Below are 23,973 nucleotides of genomic sequence, written 5' to 3' on the forward strand. Positions count from 1 at the left end.
GGTGATGTCATGACCCTGGATATTAAAGTTAGAAAAGTGACCGAACTTAAAGACCTGTATGCGATGCAAAAACTCGAGAAGAAAATCTGGGGAATGGAGCCTATCCCTGTCCATCAAACAATGACTGCTGTCAAAAATGGCGGGTTAATTGTCGGGGCATTTCTAAAAGAGCAAATGGTCGGTTATTCCTACAGTTTTACAGGTTATACAGAAGGACAGGTATACCTATGCTCTCATATGCTGGCAGTAGACAAAGAATTTCAGATGCTGGGAATTGGAAAGCTGTTGAAAGACGAACAACTTCGACTTGCACGAGAAATGGGATACAGGCTAATAGTTTGGACATTTGATCCTCTCGAAAGCCGCAACGCCTACCTGAATACTTCCAAGCTATTTGGAGTGTGCTATGACTATATAGTGGATTGTTATGGCAAAATGGATGATGGGCTGAACAAAGGTTTACCAACTGACCGCTTCCAAGTAGCTTGGTGGATTGATAGTGCGCGTGTCATGAATAAATGGCAGCCCAATCTACAATACAGTCGCCCTTTTGAGACTAGTGTAGACAGCGATTCATTTCCTATCTTACGCATGCCTGATACAAATAAATGGCTACTGGCAGAAGCAATGGAAGTGCCTGTGCCAAAGAATATACAATTGATAAAGCAGAAAAAACCAGAACTAGCCTATGAATGGCGAATGAAGACGAGAACCATATTTCGACAACTGTGTGAGGGAGGGTTTGCTTTGATTGATGTATGTATAACCGAAGACACGGTGGCATATTATCGATTCTGCAAGCGTTCTATCATACCGTTGCCTAATCAAAGGAGCTTATCTAATGAGAATTAATTCGGTTACATTACGCAGAATAAATATGATGATGAAACATCCATTTACAACGAGTTTTGGAACGATGCAGCAGAAAGATTTCCTACTAGCAACTGTAACGGACGATGACGGAAACGAAGGATGGGGGGAGTCTGTCGCATTCACAGCCCCTTGGTATAGTGAAGAGACGACGGAAACAACGATTCATATGCTCCGTGACTTCTTAATACCTGCCGTTCTAGGTAAGTCTATTGAACATCCCGATGAAGTAACGGGTTTATTCGGACATATACGTAAAAATAATATGGCTAAAGCAACAATTGAAGGAGCTATTTGGGATGCGTATGCCAAGCGTCATCATATGACGTTAGCCGCTGCGCTCGGTGGAAAGCGCGAGCGTATCGAAGTAGGAATCAGTGTTGGCATTGAAGATAATGTAGAGGATTTATTAGCGACTATCAAAAACTTCATCGATGAAGGATATAAGCGTATTAAAGTAAAGATCAAACCTGGAAAAGACATAGAAGTCCTCAAAGCTATCCGTGAAGTGTATCCGGATGTCCCTTTGATGGCAGATGCAAACTCCGCTTATACGTTAGATGATGTAGAGTTGTTAAAGGAATTGGATCAGTTCAATTTAATGATGATAGAGCAACCGCTCGCATCAGATGATATTATTGATCACGCAACGCTGCAAAAACAAATTAAGACTCCGATCTGTCTTGACGAAAGTATTCATTCACTTGAAGATACTCGGAAAGCGATCGAGATCGGTAGTTGCAAAATTATTAATGTGAAAGTCGGTAGAGTGGGTGGACTGACGGAAGCGAAGAAAATCCATGATTATTGTGCAGAAAAAGGAATTGATGTTTGGTGTGGCGGCATGTTGGAATCGGGTATTGGACGTGCACAAAATGTAGCATTGACCACCCTACCGAACTTCACTTTACCTGGCGATACAGCAGGATCTTCACGTTACTGGGAACAAGATATTATTTCGCCTGAAGTAGTTGCCGAGAATGGCTACATCACGGTTCCGACTGACGATGGAATCGGCTATTCGCCTAATATGGATGCGATTGAAAGATTCACGGTAGATAAGTGGGTATTTACGGCTGAATAAATATTCAGTATTGTCAATTTCGGAATATGTATGCTAGACTCTTAATTAATCGAATATGTTTCCTTCGGGGCAGGGCGTAATTCCCTACCGACGGTGATGAGCTAACAAGCTCTTAGTCCGTGACCCGGATGCTTTATATAAAGCAGAAGGTGGATTTGGTGAAACTCCAAAGCCGACAGTTAAAGTCTGGATGAGAGAAGGAACAGTACGTATATACTACATGTAATGATTTTTTCATTGCTGCGTATAACGTTTATTTTGTTATGGTTACAAGCCCCGCATAAAATATTGCGGGGCTTTTTGTATGTAGAATTGTCACTAGAGGAATACCGTAAGTTGGAGTGTTGCAGAGTGAATCAGGAGTATATGGAAATGGCCTTACAACTCGCAGAGAACGTAGCAGGTCAAACCTCTCCCAATCCACCAGTAGGTGCGGTCTTAGTAAAAGACGGCAGAATCATAGGGATGGGTGCGCATTTAGAAGCGGGGGAGCGCCATGCGGAACGTGTAGCGCTAGACATGGCAGGAGCAAGAGCAACAGGTGCCGATTTGTATGTAACACTTGAACCTTGTTCACACACTGGTAAAACTTCTCCTTGTGCAAATGCTGTTATTCAAGCAGGTATCAAGCATGTCTATATCGCCACAACGGATCCCAATCCGCTTGTAGCAGGTAATGGTATAGCGAAACTACTTGAAGCGGGAGTAGAAGTAACTGAAGGTCTCTACAATGAACGCGCTAAAAAACTATATGAATCATTTTTTCATTTTATTAAAAATAAAACACCTCATGTGACAATGAAAACAGCTATGACGATAGACGGTAAAATTGCAACTTCAACAGGAGATAGTAAATGGGTGACGAGTGAGCAAGCGCGACTCGATGTCCATCAACTTCGCCATACGCAAGATGCAATTTTAGTAGGCGTTCAAACGCTTCTTCATGATAATCCTCTTCTCACCACCAGACTGCCCCTAGGTGGAAAACATCCTATTCGAGTCATTTTAGATACATCTTTACGAACACCAGAGTTTAGTCAAGTGATTCAAAACACAGAAGCACCGACATGGATCTTTTGTGGAAAATATGCAGAACTATCGCATGAAAAGTTACTTAGGAAGCCGCATGTTCAGATCATTCGCATGCAGAAACCCCAGTTGATTGTAGAAGACATTCTACTAGAATTAGGAAAACGTGGAGTTATGACGTTACTAGTAGAAGGTGGCGCGGCCATTAATGCGTCATTCGTCAAAGCGCGTGTGGTGCAGAAAGTCATTTGTTATGTAGCCCCAAAATTACTGGGTGGAACAGGTTCTCTGACACCGATTGGTGGACTTGACCCACAATTGATGGATGATGCGTTTCCATTTGCATTTGAAAGTGTAGAAATGATTGGACCTGACATAAAAATCATTGCGGTACCGAAAGAGAGTGATTAAGCGATGTTTACAGGAATAATCGAAGAGATCGGCTCGGTTAAACATATACAACCAGGTGCTCAGTCCATGACATTGACGATAGCTGCATCTGTTGTATTGACCGATGTAAGTATCGGCGACAGCATTGCGGTGAACGGTGTTTGCTTGACAGTCAAAAGCTTTACGAAAAATCAATTCGCAGCAGACGTTATGCCTGAAACCATAACCTCAACTTCTTTACGACAATTGACATCAGGAAGCACGGTGAATCTAGAACGTGCCCTTGCTGCGAACGGCAGGCTTGGCGGACATTTTGTTACGGGACATGTAGATGGTGTAGCGACTATTCGTGACAAGCGAACAGTTGATAATGCATTATATATCCGCTTATCACTACCAGAAGGATATGGCCAATATTTAGTACATAAAGGCTCTATTGCATTGGATGGGACATCGTTGACAATCTTTGAAGTGAAAGATACAGATATTACAATTTCTTTAATCCCGCATTCACAAGAAATGACAGTCATTGCAAAAAAGAATATAGGTGAGATGGTCAATTTTGAATGCGATATGCTCGCTAAATATGTCGAGAACATGCTGCAGAAAAGACAAGACAATGGTCAAACGTTATCGAAAGACTTTTTACAACAACACGGATTTATGTGAAGGAGTGAATGAGGATGTTTCATACAATCGAAGAAGCATTAGAAGACTTACGTCAAGGAAAAGTTGTCATCGTAGTGGATGATGAAGACCGAGAAAATGAAGGGGACTTCGTTGCGCTGGCTGATCAAGTCACACCGGAAATTATCAATTTCATGGCAACGAAAGGTCGCGGCTTGATTTGTGTGCCGATTACGGAACAGAAAGCTACGCAACTGGATTTATCCATGATGACCGATCATAATACAGATTCCCATGGCACGGCATTTACAATCAGTGTCGACCATCAATCTACACATACGGGTATTAGCGCATTTGAACGAGCTGATACAATCGTTAAAATGATGGAGTCCACTGCAACTTCAAGTGAATTCAAACGCCCAGGGCATGTATTCCCCCTTATAGCGAAGTCGGGAGGCGTGCTTGAACGGACTGGACATACTGAAGCTGCTGTGGATTTGGCAAGATTAGCAGGGAGTGCTTCAGCAGGTGTGATTTGCGAAATCATGAGTGAAGACGGAACAATGGCGCGTGTGCCTGAATTACGTCAGATGGCCGAAGAACTGAATTTGAAATTAATTACGATTCAAGATCTAATTCATTACCGTCTACAACGAGAGCAATTAGTGATTCGTGAAGCGGAAATTAAGTTGCCTACAGATTACGGAGAGTTCCGCATGGTTGGCTATACTGAAACTATGACAGGTAAAGAACATGTGGCGTTGGTAAAAGGGGACGTCACGACAGAAGAACCGTTTTTGGTAAGAGTCCATTCGGAATGTTTAACAGGCGACGTTTTTGGTTCTTGTCGCTGTGACTGCGGTCCGCAACTTCACGCGGCGCTTACTCAGATTGAAGAAGAAGGACGGGGTGTATTGCTTTATATGCGCCAAGAAGGCAGAGGTATAGGTTTGATCAATAAACTGAAAGCCTATGAACTGCAAGAACAAGGTTTTGACACAGTGGAAGCGAATGAAAAGCTTGGATTTGCGGCGGATTTGCGCGACTACGGAATCGGTGCGCAAATACTGCGGGAACTAGGCATTCGAGAAATGCGTCTGTTGACGAATAATCCGAAGAAAATTGCCGGTTTAAAAGGATATGAGTTGGAAGTGGTCGAACGTGTTCCAATTCAGCTACCATTTAATGAAGCGAACGAAAAATACTTACACACAAAAGCGGAAAAACTAGGTCATTTATTAACTTTATAAGGAGAGATAAAATTGGGTAATATATTCGAAGGGCATTTAGTAGGTACAGGCTTAAAAGTAGGAATTGTTGTAGGTCGATTCAATGAGTTCATCACTGGGAAGTTACTATCCGGTGCACAAGACGCATTCAAACGACATGGTGTAGATGAAGCGGACGTAGACGTAGCGTGGGTACCAGGAGCATTTGAAATTTCGCTGATTGCGAAGAAGATGGCGGATTCTAAAAAGTATGATGCAGTCATTACGCTCGGTACAGTAATCCGCGGCGCGACACCTCACTTTGACTTTGTTTGTAATGAAGTGGCAAAGGGTGTATCTCAAGCGGGTATGCAATCTGGAATCCCGGTGATCTTTGGTGTGCTAACGACGGATACGATTGAGCAATCGATCGAGCGTGCGGGGACTAAGGCAGGCAACAAAGGTTGGGACGCAGCGGTGTCTGCTATTGAGATGGCGAACCTCACGAAGCAGTTTGACTGATTAGTGAGTAGAAAAAAAGGATGTTCCTGAAGTTACTTACTTCATGGGGCATCCTTTTTGTGTTGTTATGTTTAAGAGCAAGAGTTTATGGATAGTTAGTTACTTAGTGAGCGCAAGGGGATGGAAGCTTCGGCATCCAGCTTTCGCTCATAGAATCCGTTTGAGCGCTCATAGAACACATTTTGCGCTCTATAGCACGCAGAATCCGCTCTATCAGACGCCACGAGTGCTCATAGATTCATCTAAGTGATCATAGAACCTTGATAACCGCTCATAGCCTTGAAAGCTCAACATTAATCACAACCATAACCATAACCATAACCATAACCATAACCATAACCATAACCTTAATGCACTACAAAGAGTATCGCTTACTCGCATTGCAAGAGATTGGTGCGAGAGCCATAGCGAACTACGGCTTTTGCGAGTAAAAGTGAAGCGTTAGGAGCACATCTTTGCACTAGAGGTGGTTCACCGCCCACCCTCCGGAAATACGTCCTTCCGAAGCGCAAATCCCCTCACGAACACCAGCGTCAGCTACTCTAATAAAAACTTTCAAAGAAAAAAACTGTCTAAGAAACGAATATAGTTTCTTAGACAGTTCTAAATTCATTATTTAACCGCAACTACGCCTAACTTTTCACGTGCCTGTACAGTAGCGACGACCATGTTCTTTAATGCAGCAATCGTTTCTTCGCGCTTTCTTGTCTTCAAACCACAATCGGGATTAATCCAGAACTGGTTGGGCTCGAGAACTTCAAGGCCTTTGTTGATAATCTCCGTCATCTCTTCAACGGCTGGGACGCGTGGACTATGGATGTCGTAGACGCCTAAGCCGATTCCTTTGTCGTAGTGATACTCATTGAAAGCTTCAACCAAGTCACCGTGACTACGTGAAGTTTCAATTGAGATGACATCTGCATCAAGTGCGCTGATTGCCTCAATAAAATCGTTGAAATCACAATAGCACATATGCGTGTGGATTTGCGTCGTATCTTTTACGGATGCAGTAGACACGCGGAATGCATTGACTGCCCAATCTAAATAGTGTTTCCATTCAGCTTTTTTCAACGGAAGACCTTCACGAAGTGCTGGCTCATCTACTTGAATCATATGAATACCTGCCGCTTCAAGCGCTTCGACTTCCTTGCGTAAAGCAAGTGCAATTTGGTTTGTCACTTCTTCTCTTGACAAATCATCACGAACGAATGACCAATTTAAAATGGTTACAGGACCTGTAAGCATTCCTTTTACTTCGTGATCTGTGAGTGATTTTGCATAAACGGATTCTTCGACTGTCATCGGTTTAATGAATGCAACGTCTCCGAAGATGATTGGTGGCTTCACACAACGTGAACCGTAGGACTGAACCCAAGCTTTTTCAGTGAAGACAAAGCCGTCTAGCTTTTCTCCGAAGTATTCAACCATGTCCGTCCGTTCGAACTCACCATGAACTAATACATCTAGCCCTAAGTCTTCTTGAATATCAATCCATTCTTTAATTTCGGCATGTACGAAGTCTTTGTACTGCTGATCTGTAATTTCATCTTTTCTCCATTTATTACGTGTAGCGCGTACTTCCGGAGTTTGTGGGAAACTACCTATTGTAGTAGTAGGAAGCAGTGGCAATTGGAATTTTTCCTGCTGCTTCACTTTACGTTCCGCAAATAGTGAACTTCGTTTACTTTCGGAAAGTAAACTTCCGGACGTTGCTTCACGCACTTCTTTATTGTTACGAGCAGGGAGCGCATTAAATGCGTTCAATGCTTCTTCGCTTTTTTTGAATTCCGTAGCGACTTTTTCCCTTCCGTGTAGTAAAGACGTTTGAATCGTTTTGATTTCTTCAATTTTCTCATCAGCAAATGCTAAAGCATTCAAGATCGTTGCATCAAGCTTCTGTTCAGAACGAGTCGTAACAGGTGAGTGAAGCAGACTGCAAGATGGTTGAATCCACAAGTTGTCAGCTGAAACGTGCTTCTGGATTGTTTCAGATAATACTAGTTTTTCCTCCAAATCTGATCGCCATACGTTGCGTCCGTCTACAATTCCGGCTGCAAGCACTTTGTTTTTAGGGAAACCGTATTGCGCCAAGTTCTTTAAGTTTTTCTCGCCTCCGTGGACGAAATCAAGTCCAATTCCTGCAACTGGCAATGCGATAGTCTCTACATAATGTTCTACTGAATCAAAGTAAGTCTGCAAAAGAATATTCAGTCCATCGAGATTTTTCGTCAACTGTGAATATATTTCAGTGACAGCTTTCATTTCATCTGAGCAAATGGAGGTAGATAGAATAGGCTCATCGATTTGGACCCACTGCACACCTTCATCCTGTAGTTCCTGTAAAACTTTTTGATAAAGTGGAATCAATTGCAAGATGATGGATGGTACGTCTTTTTCTGCGTATCCTTTAGATAATTTTAATAATGTATAAGGCCCTAAAAGAACGGGTTTCCCTTCAATGCCTAGTTCGTTCTTTGCTTCACGATAGGCAGCAAGTGGCTTGTTCTCCGTCAACTCAAAACGCTGACCCTCGTATTCGGGTACGATATAGTGATAGTTCGTATTGAACCACTTGGTCATTTCAGAGGCAACTGCCTCGTCATTGCCGCGAGCCATTGAGAAGTATGTGGAAGTGGAAACTTGTCCGCCTTTCCAGTTATAGCGTGAAGGTATGATGCCGAACATTGCAGATGTATCTAGTACGCGATCATACAATGTGAAATCACCCACGGCAATTAAGTCCACGCCTGCCTCTTGCTGCTTTTTTAAGTTGGCCAATCGAATTTCTTTCGTTGTTTGAAGAAGCTCGTCTTGTGAGATCTTGTTCGACCAAAATGCCTCGAGTGCACGTTTCCATTCACGATTTTCACCTATAACAGGATAGCCTGCGATACTACTTTTAACCATTGATTATTCCCCCTTGAAATTTTTGTAATAAAAAAACATTTCTCGGGGAAATGTTAGAAGGTCGCGTATGTATAAAACACATGCATAAAAAAGCACGTATTTATAGACTGCGTGTGTCTAACACTTCCCTATTCACCGTAGGATTAAGCGTTGTGAAAAATAGGCAGGTATCTGGCTGGACGCTGGGCGTCTTCACAGTGGCGGGACCGCTCCAAGAAAGGATTCCCTATTAGGAAATGAAAAATTTTTCATTTCACCTATTTTTCAAACTATTCAATTCAGATGATTGTCTCTAAAGCTATCATATGGAAAAACAGGTGTCAACTTGCTATCTATATTTAATGATTACTACCTATAGAACAATTATTAAAGTAGAAAGATAGGTGCGAGAGGAGTGAAGACTTCTCTACATAAACTGTTATATAACTGTTGTAGATGATTACAATCACATCTACTTAATCGAGATGTGAAAATTTTCACAATTCAGTTGAAAGTTAACTAGACTTTAGGTATGATATGTACTAACACGTCTTCAAATGAAGAAAATAATCATCTTTTATGTGCTGTTTTGTAATTAGCAGGCTATGGGGTATTGCTGAATAATCGATGATAAATAGTGTTCATCGCTACATGTTATACAACAGAGTAGCGCAAAAAATATTAAGGGGTGGCTTTTTTCCATGACAAATTATGAAAAAGTAGGTAAACTGCAAGTCGCAACAGAACTGTATAACTTCGTAAACGAAGATGTTCTACCGGGCTTAGAAATCCAAAAAGATCAATTTTGGGCAAACTTTGATTCGCTCATTCATGAACTTGCTCCTGAAAACAAAGCGCTATTAGAAAAACGTGATGAATTGCAAAAGACTATTAGCGAATGGCACCAAAATAATAAAGGCGAAATTGATTTCGCTAAATATAAAGAGTTTTTACAAGAGATTGGCTATTTAGAGCCAGTTCCTGAAGACTTTAAAGTGACAACAGCTAACGTTGACAATGAAGTCGCAAACCAAGCAGGCTCACAATTGGTAGTTCCAATTGATAACGCCCGGTATGCATTAAATGCAGCGAATGCTAGGTGGGGAAGTCTATACGATGCACTTTACGGATCGGATGTAATTAGTGATGATGCGGGTGCTGAAGCTGGCGTTCAATACAATCCGATTCGTGGACAAAAGGTTATTGATTTTGCGAAAAAATTATTAGACCAAGCAGCACCTTTAGCTGAGGGTTCTCATGCAGAGGTAACGGCTTATAAAATTGTAGAAGGTAAACTTCAAGTGACGCTTGAAAGCGGTAACACGGTTCTATTGCAAGATGAGTCCAAGTTTGTTGGATATAATGGCAAAGAAGACGCGCCGACTGCTGTATTGTTAGTGAATAATGGATTGCATATCGAAATCGTAATCGACAAGAATAATCCAATCGGGAAAAGTGATAAAGCGGGTGTGAAAGATCTAGTACTTGAAGCGGCACTTTCTACATTGATGGATTGTGAAGACTCGATTGCTGCAGTGGATGCCGAAGATAAAGTTGGCGTATACCGTAACTGGCTTGGTCTAATGAAGGGTGACTTGGAATCTACATTCAAGCGTGGTAGTAAAACAGTTACAAGAAAACTAAATGCCGATCGTACGTATACTGGTGGTGATGGCAAGCAGTTGACACTGCGTGGTCGTTCATTGATGTTCGTACGTAACGTAGGTCACTTAATGACTAACAATGCGATCCTCGACGAAAATGGCAATGAAGTACCTGAAGGCATCTTGGACGGTGTTCTTACGTCTTTGATTGCTACGCATAACTTTAAAGAAAACGCAGAGTTTAAAAACTCGCTTCACAATTCTATTTACATCGTAAAACCGAAAATGCATAGTCCGGCTGAGGCGGCATTTGCAAACAAACTATTTGATCGTATTGAAGATCTACTAGGTGTTGAGCGCAATACGATTAAAATTGGGGTTATGGATGAAGAGCGCAGAATGTCATTGAATCTGAAATCTGCAATTAATGAAGTGAAAGAGCGTATTGCATTTATCAATACTGGATTCCTTGACCGTACAGGTGACGAAATTCATACATCTATGGAAGCAGGTCCAGTCATTCGTAAAGCGGATATGAAGACATCTAAATGGCTATCTTCTTATGAATCTGCAAACGTTGCAGTCGGAATTGGAGCGGGTCTACCTGGACACGCGCAAATTGGTAAAGGAATGTGGGCTATGCCGGACTTAATGGCCGCAATGCTTGAACAGAAAATTGCTCATCCAAAAGCGGGAGCGAGCACTGCATGGGTTCCGTCACCAACAGCAGCCATTTTGCATGCATTGCATTACCATGAAGTAAATGTTAAAGAAGTGCAAGCTGGAATCGACAGTTCAATCGATTACCGCGATGGTATCCTTGATATTCCATTGGCACCTAATGCGGACTGGTCTATTGAAGAAGTACAATCGGAACTAGATAACAACGCACAAGGAATCCTAGGTTATGTAGTTCGCTGGATCGACCAAGGAGTAGGGTGTTCAACAGTTCCTGATATCAATGATGTCGGATTAATGGAAGACCGTGCAACATTACGTATTTCGAGTCAGCACATTGCAAACTGGTTACGTCATGGCGTTTGTACGAAAGAACAAGTAAAGGAAACTTTGGAGCGGATGGCAAAAGTAGTAGATCAGCAAAACTCGGATGATGAATTGTATCAACCGATGGCACCGAACTACGATGATTCCATCGCGTTCCAGGCGGCATCTGACCTGATCTTTAAAGGGGCAGAACAGCCGAGTGGATATACGGAGCCAATCTTGCATGCTCGACGTATTGAAGCTAAAGCAAAAGCAAAACAAAAAGCGACAGTACAAAACTAATAACCATTCCAAACCGACTCTCTTTCACTAACGAAAGAGAGTCGGTTTTTTACGTAACTAAACAGAGATGGATGTTTTCTAATAAATCTGTAAACATGCTATACTAGCAGGAATGTTGAAAAGGGGATGAATAAAACATGTTGCAAACAAATCAAACAGTTTTCGTACTAGTAGATGTTCAAGGAAAGCTCGCACAAATCGTCAATGAAAGTAAGGAATTGCATGATAACCTGGAAAAATTGATTAAAGGATTACAAGTACTCGATGTTCCCATTCTATGGCTAGAACAATACCCTGATGGTTTAGGGCCGACTACTGAATCGTTATCGAACTTGCTTGAAGGTCAGCGACCGATTGCCAAAATGACATTCAGCGCAATGGGCAATGAAGAATTTGTCAACCAACTGCGGAAGCTGGGAAGAAAGCAAGTATTAATTGCGGGAATAGAAACGCATATATGCGTCTATATGACAGCAGCTGATCTTGTGAAGCAGGGCTATGAAGTGGAAGTAGTAGTAGATGCTGTGACCTCCAGAACGGAAGCAAATAAAATGATTGGTTTGCAAAAGATGAAGCATCTAGGAGTGTCTGGAACTTCTGTAGAAACCGCTTTATATGAGTTACTTGGTGAGGCAGGGACAGATGAATTTAAGCAAGTTTTAAAAGTAATTAAGTAAATCCAAATAAAAAAAGCGGAATGCCTGTTTTCGGCATTTCGCTTTTTCTTATTCCCATTGTTCTCGTTGTAAATCTTCCGCGATAAGTTGTAGATCATCAGCGGTTATAGATAATAACTCATAGTTGGTTGTCTCGGCTAGCTGTACCGCCATTTTTTTCAGGAACTTTGGTGAACCTTCGTTTTCTTCATCATATAGAAGTAACAAAGCATCTGAATTTCGAAGTAAAAACTTATTCTTCTCGACAAATTGCCAAGGTGCTTCATAAGGTTTATTCGTCAGACTTACAGAATAATCGGCTAGTGCTATGATCTGCTCGTATGTTTCTTGTTTAAGTTCATTCCATTTCGATTGCTGATCAAGAAATGGGGTAATAACCGCGTATTGTAATTGAGGATAGTCTTCCTGCAATTCCCACACACATTCAATAATCCACGTTTCAACACCGAGCTGTCCACTGACTATAACCCATTCAAGCCCTTGATCTAGAAGTGCCAATAATTGATCCGTCAATGCTTTTTTGATGATAGGTATACCTTGATGGTCTTCATTGAAAATTCCTAGTTCATGGGCTTTGTAACCGCTCACGAGTAGACGTTTAATCATTGTTGTCCACTTATTGCTGCTTGTGCAAGTTTTGTAATCGTCATATCATCCATCGGTGGATTGTGAAGACCAGCCCGTACATCGCGATAATGTCTCTGAAGAGGGTTCGATAATTCCAAACTCTTTGCACCTACAATACGCATTGCTAAATTAACAATTTCAATTGCACTGTTTGTCACAATCGATTTCGCTACTCCAAGCTCATTTTGTAAGTGAACCCGACGCGCAGAATCGTCGTAAATACCTGCTATATCGTAAAGTAAGTGGCGTGCCTTAATTAGCTCTAAATCCATCTTTCCGATTTGCGTTTGAATATTGAAAAGGGAAGCGATAGGTTCATTGAGGCTGTTTGGCTGATAAGTAGCCGCAAAGTGCACTGCATAATCACGAGCCGCCTGGGCAATTCCCATATAACATGCAGGAATATGTAAAAGCCAGCCATTCTGGTTATTAGCGCGTGGCGCTTCATTCACTTCTACTAACTGTTCGTTTGTTGCTTGGACATGATCTAGCACAAGCGTCTGGCTTTCTGTACCGCGCATTGAAATCATATGCCAAGTATCTTTAATGGAAAGACCAGCCGTTTCACTTGGCAACAAAAAGAAGCCTGTTTTCTGTTTTTCTTCAATCCAAACAGATACAAGGATATGAGTAAGGGCAGGCGCCATAGTTGTAAACGTCTTTTCTCCTGAAATCACCCAGCCATTTACAGTGCGTACTGCGGTTGTTTGTGGACGGCCGCCACGAGTTGGACTACCAGTTTGTGCTTCTGTAACGGAGCGATTAACAAGCGCACCTTGTTGAATCGCTTCACTAAACTGTGCCAGTTGTTCTTCCGTCCATTTACGGCTCTCGTACAGCTCACCAACAACTCCTTGATGCCAGCCAATTGCGAGAGCGGTAGCACTATCGAAGCGAGCTATGGTCTCTTGGAAAAGAACCATGTCCGTCACTGTGCTACCCGCGCCTCCGAATTCTCTAGGTAGGGTAAGCGTCGTATAGCCCATTTCCACAAGTTTTTCTATATTCTCTTTTGGAAATTTTGAGAGCTGATCAGATCGTTCTGAAAAGCTACTGAAAAACGGACCTGCCTCAGTCAATTCATTGACCCATCGGCGTTGAAAGTCCGTTGTGATAAAAAGTTCTGTCGACACGAGTAACACGTCCTAACTACTTCAGTCTAATACTGCTTTTAATTTTGTGTTTTTTTGTAAATGTATGTAGAAATGATAGATTACCTTGAGTACTTCTCTCAAGAGTCATGAAATTCTAGTATACTAGAAAAACAAAATAATTACCATTCTGACGAAAGAAAAAAGTTCGTGTCGTATGATGGAGAAACGTTAGAGTATTTACGTTCCGTTTAGCGACATCTATTGCTGAAGAATTCTACGTTTTCCCATTTTTTGTTTCAGTATATTAATAGCATAAAGTCACGATATGTATGTTCGTTTATCAGTCTCAGAAAACTTAATGCCTAATAATGGTGAGGTATTATCAGATATAATTAAATAACATGTCAAAGGTTATGTTTTTAAGTATATTTTGGTAAAGTCTATACGAAAATAACTATATTGAGTTATAATTATAACTGGATATAAAGTTTGGATTTGTACTGACAATTTAATAGAGGAGAATGGAAAACATGAAGTTTACAGTGGGGAAAAAGCTGTGGTTTGGTTTTATGAGTGTGGTTATCATCATGATTATTATAGGAGTTATCGGATTCTTGTCGCTAAAAAGCGTTAATGAAAAGTATTCGTTTTTAATTAATGATCGGATGCATAAAGTGATTTTATTAGAGCAGCAGCAAAGTGATCAAAATAATTTAGCTAAGAATATAAGAGGATACATGTTATACGGTTCTGAATCTTACATAAAAGAATTGGAAGAAACTCAATTACGTATAGAAGAACGCTTAACTGAACTGGGGAGAATTATAACAAACAACTCTATGCAGGAAGCTTTATCATCTATTAAAGAAGCGAGTACTGAATACGATAAAGTCCTTCTATCTATTATAGAAGAGAAACGTGCGGGGAATGATGAACAAGCACTTGCAGTAGGAACAAACGGGGCTGGTTATCAAGAGACGATTTCGGATAATATCAATCTAATAACTGAATATCAAAGACAAATGCAACTAGACTTAGAAAAAGATGTAGCAAGCTATACAAAAAGTGCATCTTTATTGTCGGGATTCTTAATTATATTCGGTATCATTGGTAGTATAGTCATCACGATTGTGATCAGTCGTTTGATTAGCGTTCCTGTTGGGCGAATGACATTAGCGCTTACTGAAGTATCGGCTGGAAACTTTGCGATAGATGAAGTGAAGATAAAAAACAATGATGAAATCGGTGATATGTCTATTGCGCTGAATGTAATGGTTACTGATTTACGTGGGATCATCGATCGTGCGAAAAGTTCAGCTTTGCAATTAGCAGCACAGTCAGAAGAATTATCCGCTAGTGCTGAAGAAAGTTTGGCAGCGTCTGAAATGGTAGCGGAAATTTCAGAAAAGAATTTGCAAACAAGTGAGACGCAGGCAAACATTGTCAATCAATCTACCGTTTCAATGGGTGAAATGGTAACTGCAATTGATGTCATTACACAAGATAACGAAGAAATGCTGAATTCTTCTGAAGATGTGGCGCGATTGGTTAAGGAAGGTTCTGCACTTATGGGGGAAACAACCAATCAGATGACGAATATTAGTCAAAACATTGGGGACTCTATGACGACTATTAATAAAATGTCTAAGCACACCGAAAGTATTCGAGGTGTCACTTCGATGATCGCAGCGATTGCTGAACAAACTAATTTACTTGCACTGAACGCGGCGATTGAAGCTGCGCGTGCTGGAGAACATGGTAAAGGTTTTGCTGTGGTAGCCGAGGAAGTACGGAATTTGGCGGAGCAGTCCAAGCAATCTACTCAAGAAATTGGCCGAATGATTGATACAATCATTCACGATGTAGAAACGGTAGTAACGAGCACGGAGGAAGGCAGAAAGCGTGTTGCCGAAGGCCTAATATCCACAGAAAAAACAAATTCTATCTTCATGGATATCGAGCATGCTACTTCAGACGTCAGTGAAAAGGTATCAACGGTATCTGCAGCAATTGAAGAAATTCGTGCGATGACCGATGAAGTGACAGAAGGAGCCAAACAAGTGGAAGAATTGGCTGTTCAAGCAGCTGCAGAAGCTCAGTCTACTAGTGCTGCAACAGAAGAACAGTTGGCTGCTAATGAGGAAATCACTTCGAGCTCACAATCGTTGGCTCAACTTGCAGAACAACTTCAACATGATATGTCACGGTTTAAAGTTTAATAAACAGAAAAGAGTTGATTGCAAATTATGCAATCAACTCTTTTTAAATGGAAAATAAGCAATTGTTTCATATGAGGGACTTTCATTCGGATGAATCTTGAATAAAGAAAAACCTTCTATTGTAATAGGCACAGGTTCAATCATCTTTTTTTCTAATTGCAGCTTATCCGTCGTTTTTCTTTTTTTAGCTATTGTGATATGCGGAACAAAGCGTATATCTTTTTCCAACTCCAGAATATTTTCAACCCGTCTGGCGATTTGTCTTTGTAATTCGCTTAATATACTCAAAGGCTGAACTGCAAGAAAAACGACACGTGGTCCACTTGCAGAACCGAAGAAAGACATGCCTTTTACGTACACTGTGAATCCTTTATTCGATTGAGCGATTTTCTGTAGACAAGATTTCAGCCATGGGAGTTTGGTTTCATCGAGCTCACCGATATAGCGCATAGTTAGATGCAGATCTTTTGCGTGTGGAATCACTTTGTATTTCTCTATCAATTGATATTCAGCACGAAATTGCTGGGCTATTTCTTCGACTGGATGAGCAGTAGAGATGCCTATAAAATAATGTTGTGCCAATTCCAGCTCACCTCCTATATAGTAGGTTCCCTTACTCTCAGAAAAATATGCATATTTTGATGATATTCTTCGTATAGTCCATCGTCCTCTGTAACGTACTAACAAATTACTTGAGTAATGTGTATAATAAGAATGGGATATAACACAATCATTGCAATGGGAAAGGGGATGTCAAAATGATTAAAACACTGATTTTTGATCTAGATGATACACTGATTTGGGATGCCAAGAGTATTTCAATGGCATTTCAAAAAACATGTGAGTATGCGACAAAGAAAACAGGAGTCAATCCAGTTGAACTTGAGCATGCGGTACGTCAGGAAGCAAGAGATTTGTATGCTACATATGAAACATTTCCACATACTCAAAACATCGGAATTAATCCTTTTGAAGGACTTTGGGGTGTCTTTGACGATGAAGGGGAAGAATTTCAAAAAATGAAAGAGATTGTTCCAGGCTATCAAAAAGAAGCTTGGATCAGAGGATTAAAGAAATTAGGGGTTGATGATGAAGCATTCGGAAGAGAACTAGCAGAAGTGTTTCCTAAAGAGCGTAAAAATAGCCCTTATATATATGAAGAAACGTTCGAAGTGTTAGATAAGTTAAAGGAGGATTATCAGCTGGTCCTACTGACAAATGGATCACCAAGTCTACAGCAAATTAAATTAACGATATCGCCCGAGATACCTGGTTACTTTGATCATATAATTGTTTCTGGCGCATTCGGAAAAGGAAAGCCTGATGCTTCTATATTTAAATATGTTCTTGATTTATGCGGTATTCAAGCGGATGAAGCATTGATGATTGGTGATAATCTGATGACGGACATTTTAGGTTCAAGCCGTGTTAATATGAATAATGTGTGGATCAATCGTGAAAACAAGCCGCCGAATGATGAAGTGAAACCTACTTATGAGATAGACAATTTACATGGGCTATTTCCTATACTTACAACACTTAAAAACCGATGAGATCATCTCATCGGTTTTGATTCTTTTCTACTCATAGCTACTGGTTTAAATAGCAAGGAGGTGCATCATGCTAGAATATCTTTTAGTGTTTTTAGGAGCGGCTGTACCGTGGATTGAAATCATGATTGTCATTCCTTTAGGTATTATTAGAGGGTTATCGCCTATGTGGGTAATGATACTTTCATTTGCTGGTAATATGGCAACTATTCTTCTTTTGATCATTGGATTCCAACCTATTAAAGAATGGATGGACCGCAGAAAGCAAAAGAAGGGCAAAGGTGAATCGAAACGCCAACAACGCGCAAAACAAATTATGAATACATATGGATTACCTGTTTTAGCACTTGCAGGGCCTATATTAATTGGGACACATATCGCAGCCTTTATTGGTCTGGTATTCGGTGCGAAGAAATTGAATACGGCGATTTGGTCTGCAGTCAGTATTGCACTTTGGTGTTTAGTGTTTGGTATTCTGACCGCTATGGGATTCGACTTTTTTGTTCTTCATACATAAAGAAATCCAGCTGATAAAATGATCAGCTGGATTTCTTTACTCTTATAGATCAATTGCTTTAGCATCATTGATATTTTGAACTTCTTTAATACGCTTGATCGAATCGGCTTCAACGTGGTGGTCAACAGCTAACATCATAATTGCATATCCACCTTCAGTAGAACGTCCAACCTGCATCGCTGCTATGTTGATGTTTTCATTTGCTAGAAGTGTACCTACACGACCAATTGCTCCTGGCTGATCCATGTGGCGGATGAATAATAAGTGACCGCTAGGAATCGCATCCACTACATAATCATCGACTTTTACAATACGTGCTCCTAGACCGTTCAGAAGTGTACCTGCTACTTTGCGGACACCTTTTTCTGTAACGATTTCTACTGTAATTAGGTTCGAGAAACCTTTACCTGTAGTTGTTTTTTGTTCATTTACTTTAATGCCGTAACGATCAGCTAATAGCTTCGCGTTTACGTCATTGACTGTTTCGCCAAGATTACGCTTCAAAATACCTTTAACCGTATTACGAGTTAATGCCCGTACATCGTAGTTTGCCAATTCTCCAGCATACTGAATGTTGATTTCATGGATAACCGAGTTTTGGATTTGTGATAAGAACATACCCAATTTCTCCGTAAGATCGAAGAATGGTTCGATTTTCGCCAACACATCACGGGAAACAGATGGCAAGTTCACTGGGTTACGAACAGATCCTATTGTTAGGAAATTCACTACATCGCGGCTTACGTCAACTGCGACTGATTCCTGTGCTTCGAATGTACTTGCTCCCAAGTGAGGAGTTGCGATCACTTCATCTAAAGTTAATAATTTGTGACCTACGAACGGCTCTTCCTCGAATACGTCCAATGCAGCGCCCGCTACTTTGCCAGCGACAATAGCGTCATATAGAGCATCTTCGTCAATGATTCCACCGCGTGCACAGTTGATGATTTGTACGCCGTCTTTCATTTTCGCAAAAGCATCCTTGTTGATCATTCTGCGCGTCTCTTTAAGTAGTGGGGTATGAACTGTAATGAAGTCTGCAACTTCGAGTACTTCATCTACTGTTCCGATTTCAATACCTAATTTCTTCGCAATATCTTCAGTTAGGAAAGGATCATATGCTACTACATTCATACGCTGTCCTCTTGCACGTCTTGCTACTTCAGCACCGATACGGCCAAGTCCGATGATCCCTAAAGTTTTATTTTTCAATTCCACACCTAGGAATGATTTTCTATCCCATTTATTGTTTTTTAATGAGTTGAAAGCTTGAGGGATTTTACGTGCCATAGACATCATCATTGCAATTGTGTGCTCTGCAGCGGAGTTCGTGTTACCGTCTGGAGCGTTGACAACAATAATACCTTTTTCAGTTGCTGCGTCCAAATCGATATTATCGACACCTACACCTGCGCGACCGATGATTTTTAGTTGATCTGCTGATTCCAACAATTCTTTAGTAACTGTTGTCTGACTACGAACCAATAGTGCGTCAAAGCCTTTGATTCGCTCTTTCAACTGATCAGGTGTTAAATTTGTCTCCATTACAACTTCAAAACCTTCTGCTTGTCGCAGTGGGAAAATTCCATCCTCGCTAAGTGGGTCACTAATAAGTATTTTAAAAGCCATGGTATTCATTCTCTCCTTCAATTGTTTGTAGTGGATTTTTTAGTGTGAAAACTATGTGTGATTGACCGTATATGTATGTTGCGGGTTACCTCCTTTTAGCTAAAATAAAAAAGCCTTCCATCCCTTACGTATAAGTAAGGGGCGAAAAGCTCGATAAACTAACGCGGTACCACCCTTGTTTTGCTGCAAAAGCAGCCTTCATTCAGCATGTGTAACGTACATGTGACGGATCAGCCTACTAAAGAATTTCAGCCAATCAATTCGGAAGTGCCTCCAACCTTGGAATATGCTGATTTTCACCACTGCATCAGCTCTCTGGGAAATTCGTTAAAGGAAGGTATCTCTTCGTCGAAATTGTTAATCAACTATTAATTTAGATTTATCATAACACGTCAAAAACTATTGTCAATTGCTTTCCTGCAAAAAACAGAAAACTACCAAATACGAACGTAAATAATGAATTATTTGTGAACGTTCGTGTTTTGGGCGTTAATCATAAAGATATATCATAATTTCGATTTAGTAAATGGAAATGGCATAAGTCGTCTGGAGAGAAGATGTACTAGTAAGCGTGCTATAGTGATCTTATACTATTCGTAAAAAGGAGTGTTTGGAATTGAAGAATTTAGAATCTCTAGAGCAGTTTGAGCAACTTAAACAACAAGAACGAGTCATTTTCTTATTCACTGCAGATTGGTGTCCGGATTGTAGAGTGATTGAACCATTCTTACCGACATTGGAAACGGAATTTGAGGAATATGAATTTGTTTCTGTTGATCGTGACGATTTCATTGATCTATGCAGTCAGTTAGATATATTCGGTATTCCGAGCTTCATAGCGTTTAGCGAAGGTACAGAAACAGGCCGGTTCGTTAGTAAAAACCGTAAAACTAAAGAAGAGATCGAAGAGTTTATTAATAGCCTGGCATAATTTACTGTTTTCACAGTTGAGATTATGGATATAACTAAACAAAGGACTGAAGACAACTATAAAAGTTGTTTTCAGTCCTTTTCTATTGAGCCACATGCTCCATTAGTTGTTATGTGCTTTATTTTGTGAAATCTTTCAATTGCTCCATAAGGATTTTTGCGCCCTGTGGACTAATGAATAGACCGTTTGACAATTGTTTATTTTCTTCCATCACTTCACCCGTGATGAAACATGCTCTGTTGACTTGATATTTTCTCAAAATAATCCTATCATCCTCTGCGAAAATTTCGATAGGATCACCCTTATCAATCGACAAAGAATTTCGAAGTTCTTTTGGAATCACAATCCTACCGAGATGATCTACTTTACGAACAATACCTAAAGACTTCATAAGCTCCTCCTCGAAGAAATGTAGTTGGTAATTTCTATTATACACAAAAATATGCTATCTACAATTTACAAAACTTGAACGCGCAGAACAATTTGATAATTCTGCTATACAATTAAATTATTAATGCTATAATAGTCAGTAATTAAATATTTCTTATCAAGAGAAGCTGAGGGAATTGGCCTGATGAAGCTTCAGCAACCTCTGTGCAAACAGGAAGGTGCTACCTCCAACAAGATTGTTGTCTTGAGAGATAAGAACGGTGAACGGTCAACCCTCATTTTCTTATCCAAGAGAAATGAGGGCTTTTTGTATAGAAATAGTAATAATAGATCTTCAAGGGGGAAATAGCATGCCGATTAACATACCAAAACATCTACCAGCAGGGGAATTACTGAAAGAAGAGAAAATCTTTATTATGGATGAAGAACGTGCGACCGCACAGGATATCCGTCCGATTAACATATTGATTTTAAACTTGATGCCTGAAAAAGAGAAGACAGAATTACAATTGCTTAGATTGCTTGGAAATACACCATTACAAGTAAATGTTACATTTCTTAATACGGCTACCTACGTTTCAAAAAACGTCAGTCAGAATCATCTAGAAACCTTCTATACTACGTTTGAACATGTCAAAAACCGTCGTTTTGACGGCATGATCATTACAGGTGCCCCAATCGAACTTCTACAATTCGAAGATGTAGTGTATTGGAAAGAGTTAGAGGAAATCATGGAGTGGACAAAAACGAATGTAACGTCTGTACTTCATATTTGTTGGGGTGCACAAGCGGCACTTTATCATCATTACGGAATTGACAAGTTTGAGTTGACGAAGAAATGTTTTGGAGTATTTTCACATGACATTACCGATCCGACAGTGAACTTGGCACGCGGATTCAATGATGTATTTGTAGCACCACACTCACGTCATACGGGGGTGCCATTAGAAGAAATAAAGAATCATCCCGAATTGACATTACTTTCTGCTTCTGAAGAGGCAGGTGCATTCATTGTAATCTCGAATGATGCAAAGCATATTATGGTCACGGGACATTTAGAGTACGATGCACACACATTAGGGGATGAATACACGCGTGATATAGAAAAAGGAGCAGATATTGATGTTCCAGAAAACTATTATCCGAATGATGACCCGACAAATGAGCCTTTAAATACTTGGCGCTCTCATACCCATTTATTATTCTCCAATTGGCTCAATTACTATGTCTACCAAAAAACTCCTTACAACTGGAGTTAAAAGAATTGTTGTATAAATTCCTATAGTTTGCACATACTCCGACTACTGGAGGTGTATGCAGTGAACATAGATGAATTTTGGGAATTAGCTTTTTGGGAAATGACTTTACGAACGGTGATTTCATTTATTGTGCTGTTGATTTTAGCGCGTTTCATGGGGAAGAAACAAGTGTCTCAATTGACGTTCTTTCATTATGTGACAGGCATAACAATCGGTTCGATTGCAGCCAATTTGGCAGGAGAGTCTGAAACGCCATTCTTAAATGGTTTATATGGAATGGTTTTATGGGCAGTATTAACAATTCTTGCTAACTTTTTATCATTCAAATCCATCAAGCTTCGCGTATTACTCGATGATAAACCGATGATTGTCATACAGAATGGAAAAATTCTAGAAGGTTCCATGCGTAAATTACGGTTAAGTTTCAATGATCTAAATATGATGCTACGCGAGCAGTCGGTATTTTCGGTAAAGGATGTCAATTACGCGATATTTGAAACGAATGGTAACTTGAGCGTCATGCTGAATACCGGTGAGAAGTATGCGACAAAAAAAGATGTCAAGGCCCCATCACCACCGCCAAAGTATATTCCGACTGAGATTATTACTAACGGGAAAGTAGAAGAGAAAAATATGCGAGAACTTCAATTGACCGATACTTGGCTAACCGAACAATTAAAAAAACAGGGGATTTCCAAGCCTGAGCATGTGCTCTATGCGGAAATTCAGACAGATGGCAGTTTATATATTAATACATTAAAATCAACTTAACGTGAAAAGTCCTGAAATAATCAGGGCTCTTCGCGTTTGTTTTATTTTATAATATTTCCCAGTTTCTTTGTTTGGCTATGGCCGTAAGTTTTTCATCTGGACGAACTGCTACAGGATGTCCGACTTGTTCTAAGACTGGAAGATCTGAAATGCTGTCACCATAAGCAAAGCTATTATCCCAATTCACAGTTACCCCTTGTAGAACATGTTCGATTTGTTCGTTTTTTCGTGTGCCTTGAATATGTAGAAAAGGCCGATCCATCGCTAGTTGATCTCCATTTGAAGGGATGTCTGTGCCAATAATCTGATCGAATGTCAGATGACTTGTAACAGCTTTCAAAAAAGGCGTATAAGCACCAGAGACGAGCAAGACGTGGTATCCATCTTTTTTATGTTCGACGAGCCGTTTAACGACTTGTTCATTGAAGTCAGGCAACATTACGTTATGCATGCCATTAAAATACTCGTGTAGTTCTGTCATCGACAATGAATCCAAAGCTTGGAGATAAAGACGCATGGAACGTTCTTTCATTACGGATTCAGGTAGGATTTTGAGTTTATAGCGAATATATAACGGTAATATTGAGCGATAGAATTTTCCGTAATACTGCTTGTATTTAGGATGCTTCTTTAATTGCTCCATAAGTAGTTTAAAGGTTTCTTTTGTGTACAATGTACCGTCAAAATCAAAGATCGCAACTTTCATGTAGACACTCCTTCATTTGTATTCTTCTATATAGTATACAAATATAACGAGCATAAAAGCAAAAAAGCAGATGGGCAAGAACACCATCTGCTTGTA

21 protein-coding genes and 3 riboswitches are annotated in these 23,973 nt (G+C 40.3%); of the genes, 14 read left to right on the forward strand and 7 right to left on the reverse strand.

The annotated features are described in order from the left end of the window. Positions 1-9 precede the first annotated feature (9 nt). From CSV69_RS00380 to ribH, 6 genes are all read left to right on the forward strand, one after another. Positions 10-852: a GNAT family N-acetyltransferase gene (locus tag CSV69_RS00380; RefSeq protein ID WP_099692481.1), complete on the forward strand. Its 843-nt coding sequence runs from the start codon at positions 10-12 to the stop codon at positions 850-852. Next, on the forward strand, positions 842-1,954 hold the full coding sequence (gene menC, locus CSV69_RS00385) for an o-succinylbenzoate synthase (RefSeq protein ID WP_099692482.1): 1,113 nt from the start codon (positions 842-844) through the stop codon (positions 1,952-1,954). Before CSV69_RS00380 ends, menC begins: the two co-directional genes overlap by 11 nt. A 56-nt stretch (positions 1,955-2,010) precedes the next feature. Continuing rightward, a riboswitch (FMN riboswitch) is annotated at positions 2,011-2,160 on the forward strand. Positions 2,161-2,326: 166 nt separating this feature from the next. Further along, positions 2,327-3,394 (forward strand): bifunctional diaminohydroxyphosphoribosylaminopyrimidine deaminase/5-amino-6-(5-phosphoribosylamino)uracil reductase RibD, encoded by a 1,068-nt coding sequence (gene ribD / locus CSV69_RS00390; RefSeq protein ID WP_233192302.1) that lies wholly within the window; start codon positions 2,327-2,329, stop codon positions 3,392-3,394. Between the two features lie 3 nt (positions 3,395-3,397). Continuing rightward, on the forward strand, positions 3,398-4,042 hold the full coding sequence (gene ribE, locus CSV69_RS00395) for a riboflavin synthase (RefSeq protein WP_099692484.1): 645 nt from the start codon (positions 3,398-3,400) through the stop codon (positions 4,040-4,042). A 14-nt stretch (positions 4,043-4,056) separates the two neighbouring features. Next, on the forward strand, positions 4,057-5,250 hold the full coding sequence (locus tag CSV69_RS00400; protein ID WP_099692485.1) for a bifunctional 3,4-dihydroxy-2-butanone-4-phosphate synthase/GTP cyclohydrolase II: 1,194 nt from the start codon (positions 4,057-4,059) through the stop codon (positions 5,248-5,250). Positions 5,251-5,262: 12 nt separating this feature from the next. Beyond that, positions 5,263-5,730 (forward strand): 6,7-dimethyl-8-ribityllumazine synthase, encoded by a 468-nt coding sequence (ribH, locus tag CSV69_RS00405; RefSeq protein ID WP_085426701.1) that lies wholly within the window; start codon positions 5,263-5,265, stop codon positions 5,728-5,730. A gap of 612 nt (positions 5,731-6,342) precedes the next feature. Here the strand turns inward: ribH and metE are convergent. Then, positions 6,343-8,637 carry a 5-methyltetrahydropteroyltriglutamate--homocysteine S-methyltransferase gene (gene metE, locus CSV69_RS00410; protein WP_085426700.1) on the reverse strand — a complete coding sequence of 765 codons (2,295 nt, stop codon included), beginning with the start codon at positions 8,635-8,637 and terminating at the stop codon, positions 6,343-6,345. 145 nt (positions 8,638-8,782) lie between these two features. After that, positions 8,783-8,913: riboswitch (cobalamin riboswitch) on the reverse strand. 404 nt (positions 8,914-9,317) lie between these two features. Between metE and CSV69_RS00415 the strand changes: the two genes are divergently transcribed. Then, positions 9,318-11,507, forward strand: coding sequence for a malate synthase G (locus tag CSV69_RS00415; RefSeq protein WP_085426699.1), 2,190 nt, complete (start codon positions 9,318-9,320; stop codon positions 11,505-11,507). A gap of 137 nt (positions 11,508-11,644) precedes the next feature. Further along, a complete protein-coding gene (locus CSV69_RS00420; RefSeq protein ID WP_085426698.1) occupies positions 11,645-12,184 on the forward strand; it encodes a hydrolase in 540 nt (179 codons plus the stop codon). Between the two features lie 48 nt (positions 12,185-12,232). On the opposite strand, the gene CSV69_RS00425 is transcribed toward CSV69_RS00420, so the two are convergent. Together CSV69_RS00425 and CSV69_RS00430 are read right to left on the reverse strand one after the other, a co-directional pair. Beyond that, complete coding sequence (locus tag CSV69_RS00425) at positions 12,233-12,790, reverse strand: SLOG family protein (RefSeq protein WP_085426697.1); 558 nt, start codon at positions 12,788-12,790, stop codon at positions 12,233-12,235. Beyond that, the gene (locus CSV69_RS00430) at positions 12,787-13,944 is read right to left on the reverse strand and encodes an acyl-CoA dehydrogenase family protein (RefSeq protein ID WP_099692486.1); all 1,158 of its coding nucleotides are present in this window, start codon (positions 13,942-13,944) and stop codon (positions 12,787-12,789) included. Before CSV69_RS00430 ends, CSV69_RS00425 begins: the two co-directional genes overlap by 4 nt. 491 nt (positions 13,945-14,435) lie before the next feature. Between CSV69_RS00430 and CSV69_RS00435 the strand changes: the two genes are divergently transcribed. Continuing rightward, the gene (locus CSV69_RS00435; protein WP_158232577.1) at positions 14,436-16,124 is read left to right on the forward strand and encodes a methyl-accepting chemotaxis protein; all 1,689 of its coding nucleotides are present in this window, start codon (positions 14,436-14,438) and stop codon (positions 16,122-16,124) included. A 33-nt stretch (positions 16,125-16,157) separates the two neighbouring features. On the opposite strand, the gene thpR is transcribed toward CSV69_RS00435, so the two are convergent. Beyond that, positions 16,158-16,706, reverse strand: coding sequence for an RNA 2',3'-cyclic phosphodiesterase (gene thpR, locus CSV69_RS00440; RefSeq protein WP_158232578.1), 549 nt, complete (start codon positions 16,704-16,706; stop codon positions 16,158-16,160). Between the two features lie 176 nt (positions 16,707-16,882). Between thpR and CSV69_RS00445 the strand changes: the two genes are divergently transcribed. Together CSV69_RS00445 and CSV69_RS00450 are read left to right on the forward strand one after the other, a co-directional pair. Then, the gene (locus tag CSV69_RS00445) at positions 16,883-17,677 is read left to right on the forward strand and encodes an HAD family hydrolase (RefSeq protein ID WP_099692489.1); all 795 of its coding nucleotides are present in this window, start codon (positions 16,883-16,885) and stop codon (positions 17,675-17,677) included. Positions 17,678-17,744: 67 nt separating this feature from the next. Continuing rightward, positions 17,745-18,191: a small multi-drug export protein gene (locus CSV69_RS00450; protein WP_099692490.1), complete on the forward strand. Its 447-nt coding sequence runs from the start codon at positions 17,745-17,747 to the stop codon at positions 18,189-18,191. Between the two features lie 42 nt (positions 18,192-18,233). Here the strand turns inward: CSV69_RS00450 and serA are convergent, their stop codons facing one another. Beyond that, on the reverse strand, positions 18,234-19,820 hold the full coding sequence (gene serA, locus CSV69_RS00455) for a phosphoglycerate dehydrogenase (RefSeq protein WP_085426691.1): 1,587 nt from the start codon (positions 19,818-19,820) through the stop codon (positions 18,234-18,236). 616 nt (positions 19,821-20,436) lie between these two features. On the opposite strand from serA, the gene CSV69_RS00460 reads away from it, so the two are divergent. After that, positions 20,437-20,751, forward strand: coding sequence for a thioredoxin family protein (locus CSV69_RS00460; protein WP_085426690.1), 315 nt, complete (start codon positions 20,437-20,439; stop codon positions 20,749-20,751). Positions 20,752-20,869: 118 nt separating this feature from the next. Here the strand turns inward: CSV69_RS00460 and CSV69_RS00465 are convergent, their stop codons facing one another. Continuing rightward, entirely contained in the window at positions 20,870-21,142 is a 273-nt protein-coding gene (locus CSV69_RS00465; protein WP_085426689.1) for an AbrB/MazE/SpoVT family DNA-binding domain-containing protein, read from the reverse strand. Positions 21,143-21,292: 150 nt separating this feature from the next. After that, a riboswitch (SAM riboswitch) is annotated at positions 21,293-21,399 on the forward strand. A 92-nt stretch (positions 21,400-21,491) separates the two neighbouring features. On the opposite strand from CSV69_RS00465, the gene metA reads away from it, so the two are divergent. Together metA and CSV69_RS00475 are read left to right on the forward strand one after the other, a co-directional pair. After that, a complete protein-coding gene (gene metA / locus CSV69_RS00470; protein ID WP_085426688.1) occupies positions 21,492-22,400 on the forward strand; it encodes a homoserine O-acetyltransferase MetA in 909 nt (302 codons plus the stop codon). A gap of 66 nt (positions 22,401-22,466) precedes the next feature. Continuing rightward, positions 22,467-23,171: a YetF domain-containing protein gene (locus CSV69_RS00475; RefSeq protein WP_369823924.1), complete on the forward strand. Its 705-nt coding sequence runs from the start codon at positions 22,467-22,469 to the stop codon at positions 23,169-23,171. A 46-nt stretch (positions 23,172-23,217) separates the two neighbouring features. On the opposite strand, the gene CSV69_RS00480 is transcribed toward CSV69_RS00475, so the two are convergent. Then, on the reverse strand, positions 23,218-23,877 hold the full coding sequence (locus CSV69_RS00480; RefSeq protein WP_099624750.1) for an HAD family hydrolase: 660 nt from the start codon (positions 23,875-23,877) through the stop codon (positions 23,218-23,220). Positions 23,878-23,973 lie beyond the last annotated feature (96 nt).

Origin of the sequence: Sporosarcina sp. P26b (genome assembly GCF_002743245.1) — a bacterium.
GTDB classification, from domain to species: Bacteria; Bacillota; Bacilli; order Bacillales_A; family Planococcaceae; genus Sporosarcina; species Sporosarcina ureae_C.

What these genes read in the sequence shown, in the direction of transcription:
- CSV69_RS00380 (WP_099692481.1), top strand. Translation starts at nt 10, where the DNA reads ATGACCCTGGATATTAAAGTTAGAAAAGTGACCGAACTTAAAGACCTG.
- menC (WP_099692482.1), top strand. Translation starts at nt 842, where the DNA reads ATGAGAATTAATTCGGTTACATTACGCAGAATAAATATGATGATGAAA.
- ribD (WP_233192302.1), top strand. Translation starts at nt 2,327, where the DNA reads ATGGCCTTACAACTCGCAGAGAACGTAGCAGGTCAAACCTCTCCCAAT.
- ribE (WP_099692484.1), top strand. Translation starts at nt 3,398, where the DNA reads ATGTTTACAGGAATAATCGAAGAGATCGGCTCGGTTAAACATATACAA.
- CSV69_RS00400 (WP_099692485.1), top strand. Translation starts at nt 4,057, where the DNA reads ATGTTTCATACAATCGAAGAAGCATTAGAAGACTTACGTCAAGGAAAA.
- metE (WP_085426700.1), bottom strand. Translation starts at nt 8,637, where the DNA reads ATGGTTAAAAGTAGTATCGCAGGCTATCCTGTTATAGGTGAAAATCGT.
- CSV69_RS00415 (WP_085426699.1), top strand. Translation starts at nt 9,318, where the DNA reads ATGACAAATTATGAAAAAGTAGGTAAACTGCAAGTCGCAACAGAACTG.
- CSV69_RS00420 (WP_085426698.1), top strand. Translation starts at nt 11,645, where the DNA reads ATGTTGCAAACAAATCAAACAGTTTTCGTACTAGTAGATGTTCAAGGA.
- CSV69_RS00425 (WP_085426697.1), bottom strand. Translation starts at nt 12,790, where the DNA reads ATGATTAAACGTCTACTCGTGAGCGGTTACAAAGCCCATGAACTAGGA.
- CSV69_RS00435 (WP_158232577.1), top strand. Translation starts at nt 14,436, where the DNA reads ATGAAGTTTACAGTGGGGAAAAAGCTGTGGTTTGGTTTTATGAGTGTG.
- CSV69_RS00445 (WP_099692489.1), top strand. Translation starts at nt 16,883, where the DNA reads ATGATTAAAACACTGATTTTTGATCTAGATGATACACTGATTTGGGAT.
- CSV69_RS00450 (WP_099692490.1), top strand. Translation starts at nt 17,745, where the DNA reads ATGCTAGAATATCTTTTAGTGTTTTTAGGAGCGGCTGTACCGTGGATT.
- serA (WP_085426691.1), bottom strand. Translation starts at nt 19,820, where the DNA reads ATGGCTTTTAAAATACTTATTAGTGACCCACTTAGCGAGGATGGAATT.
- CSV69_RS00465 (WP_085426689.1), bottom strand. Translation starts at nt 21,142, where the DNA reads ATGAAGTCTTTAGGTATTGTTCGTAAAGTAGATCATCTCGGTAGGATT.
- metA (WP_085426688.1), top strand. Translation starts at nt 21,492, where the DNA reads ATGCCGATTAACATACCAAAACATCTACCAGCAGGGGAATTACTGAAA.
- CSV69_RS00480 (WP_099624750.1), bottom strand. Translation starts at nt 23,877, where the DNA reads ATGAAAGTTGCGATCTTTGATTTTGACGGTACATTGTACACAAAAGAA.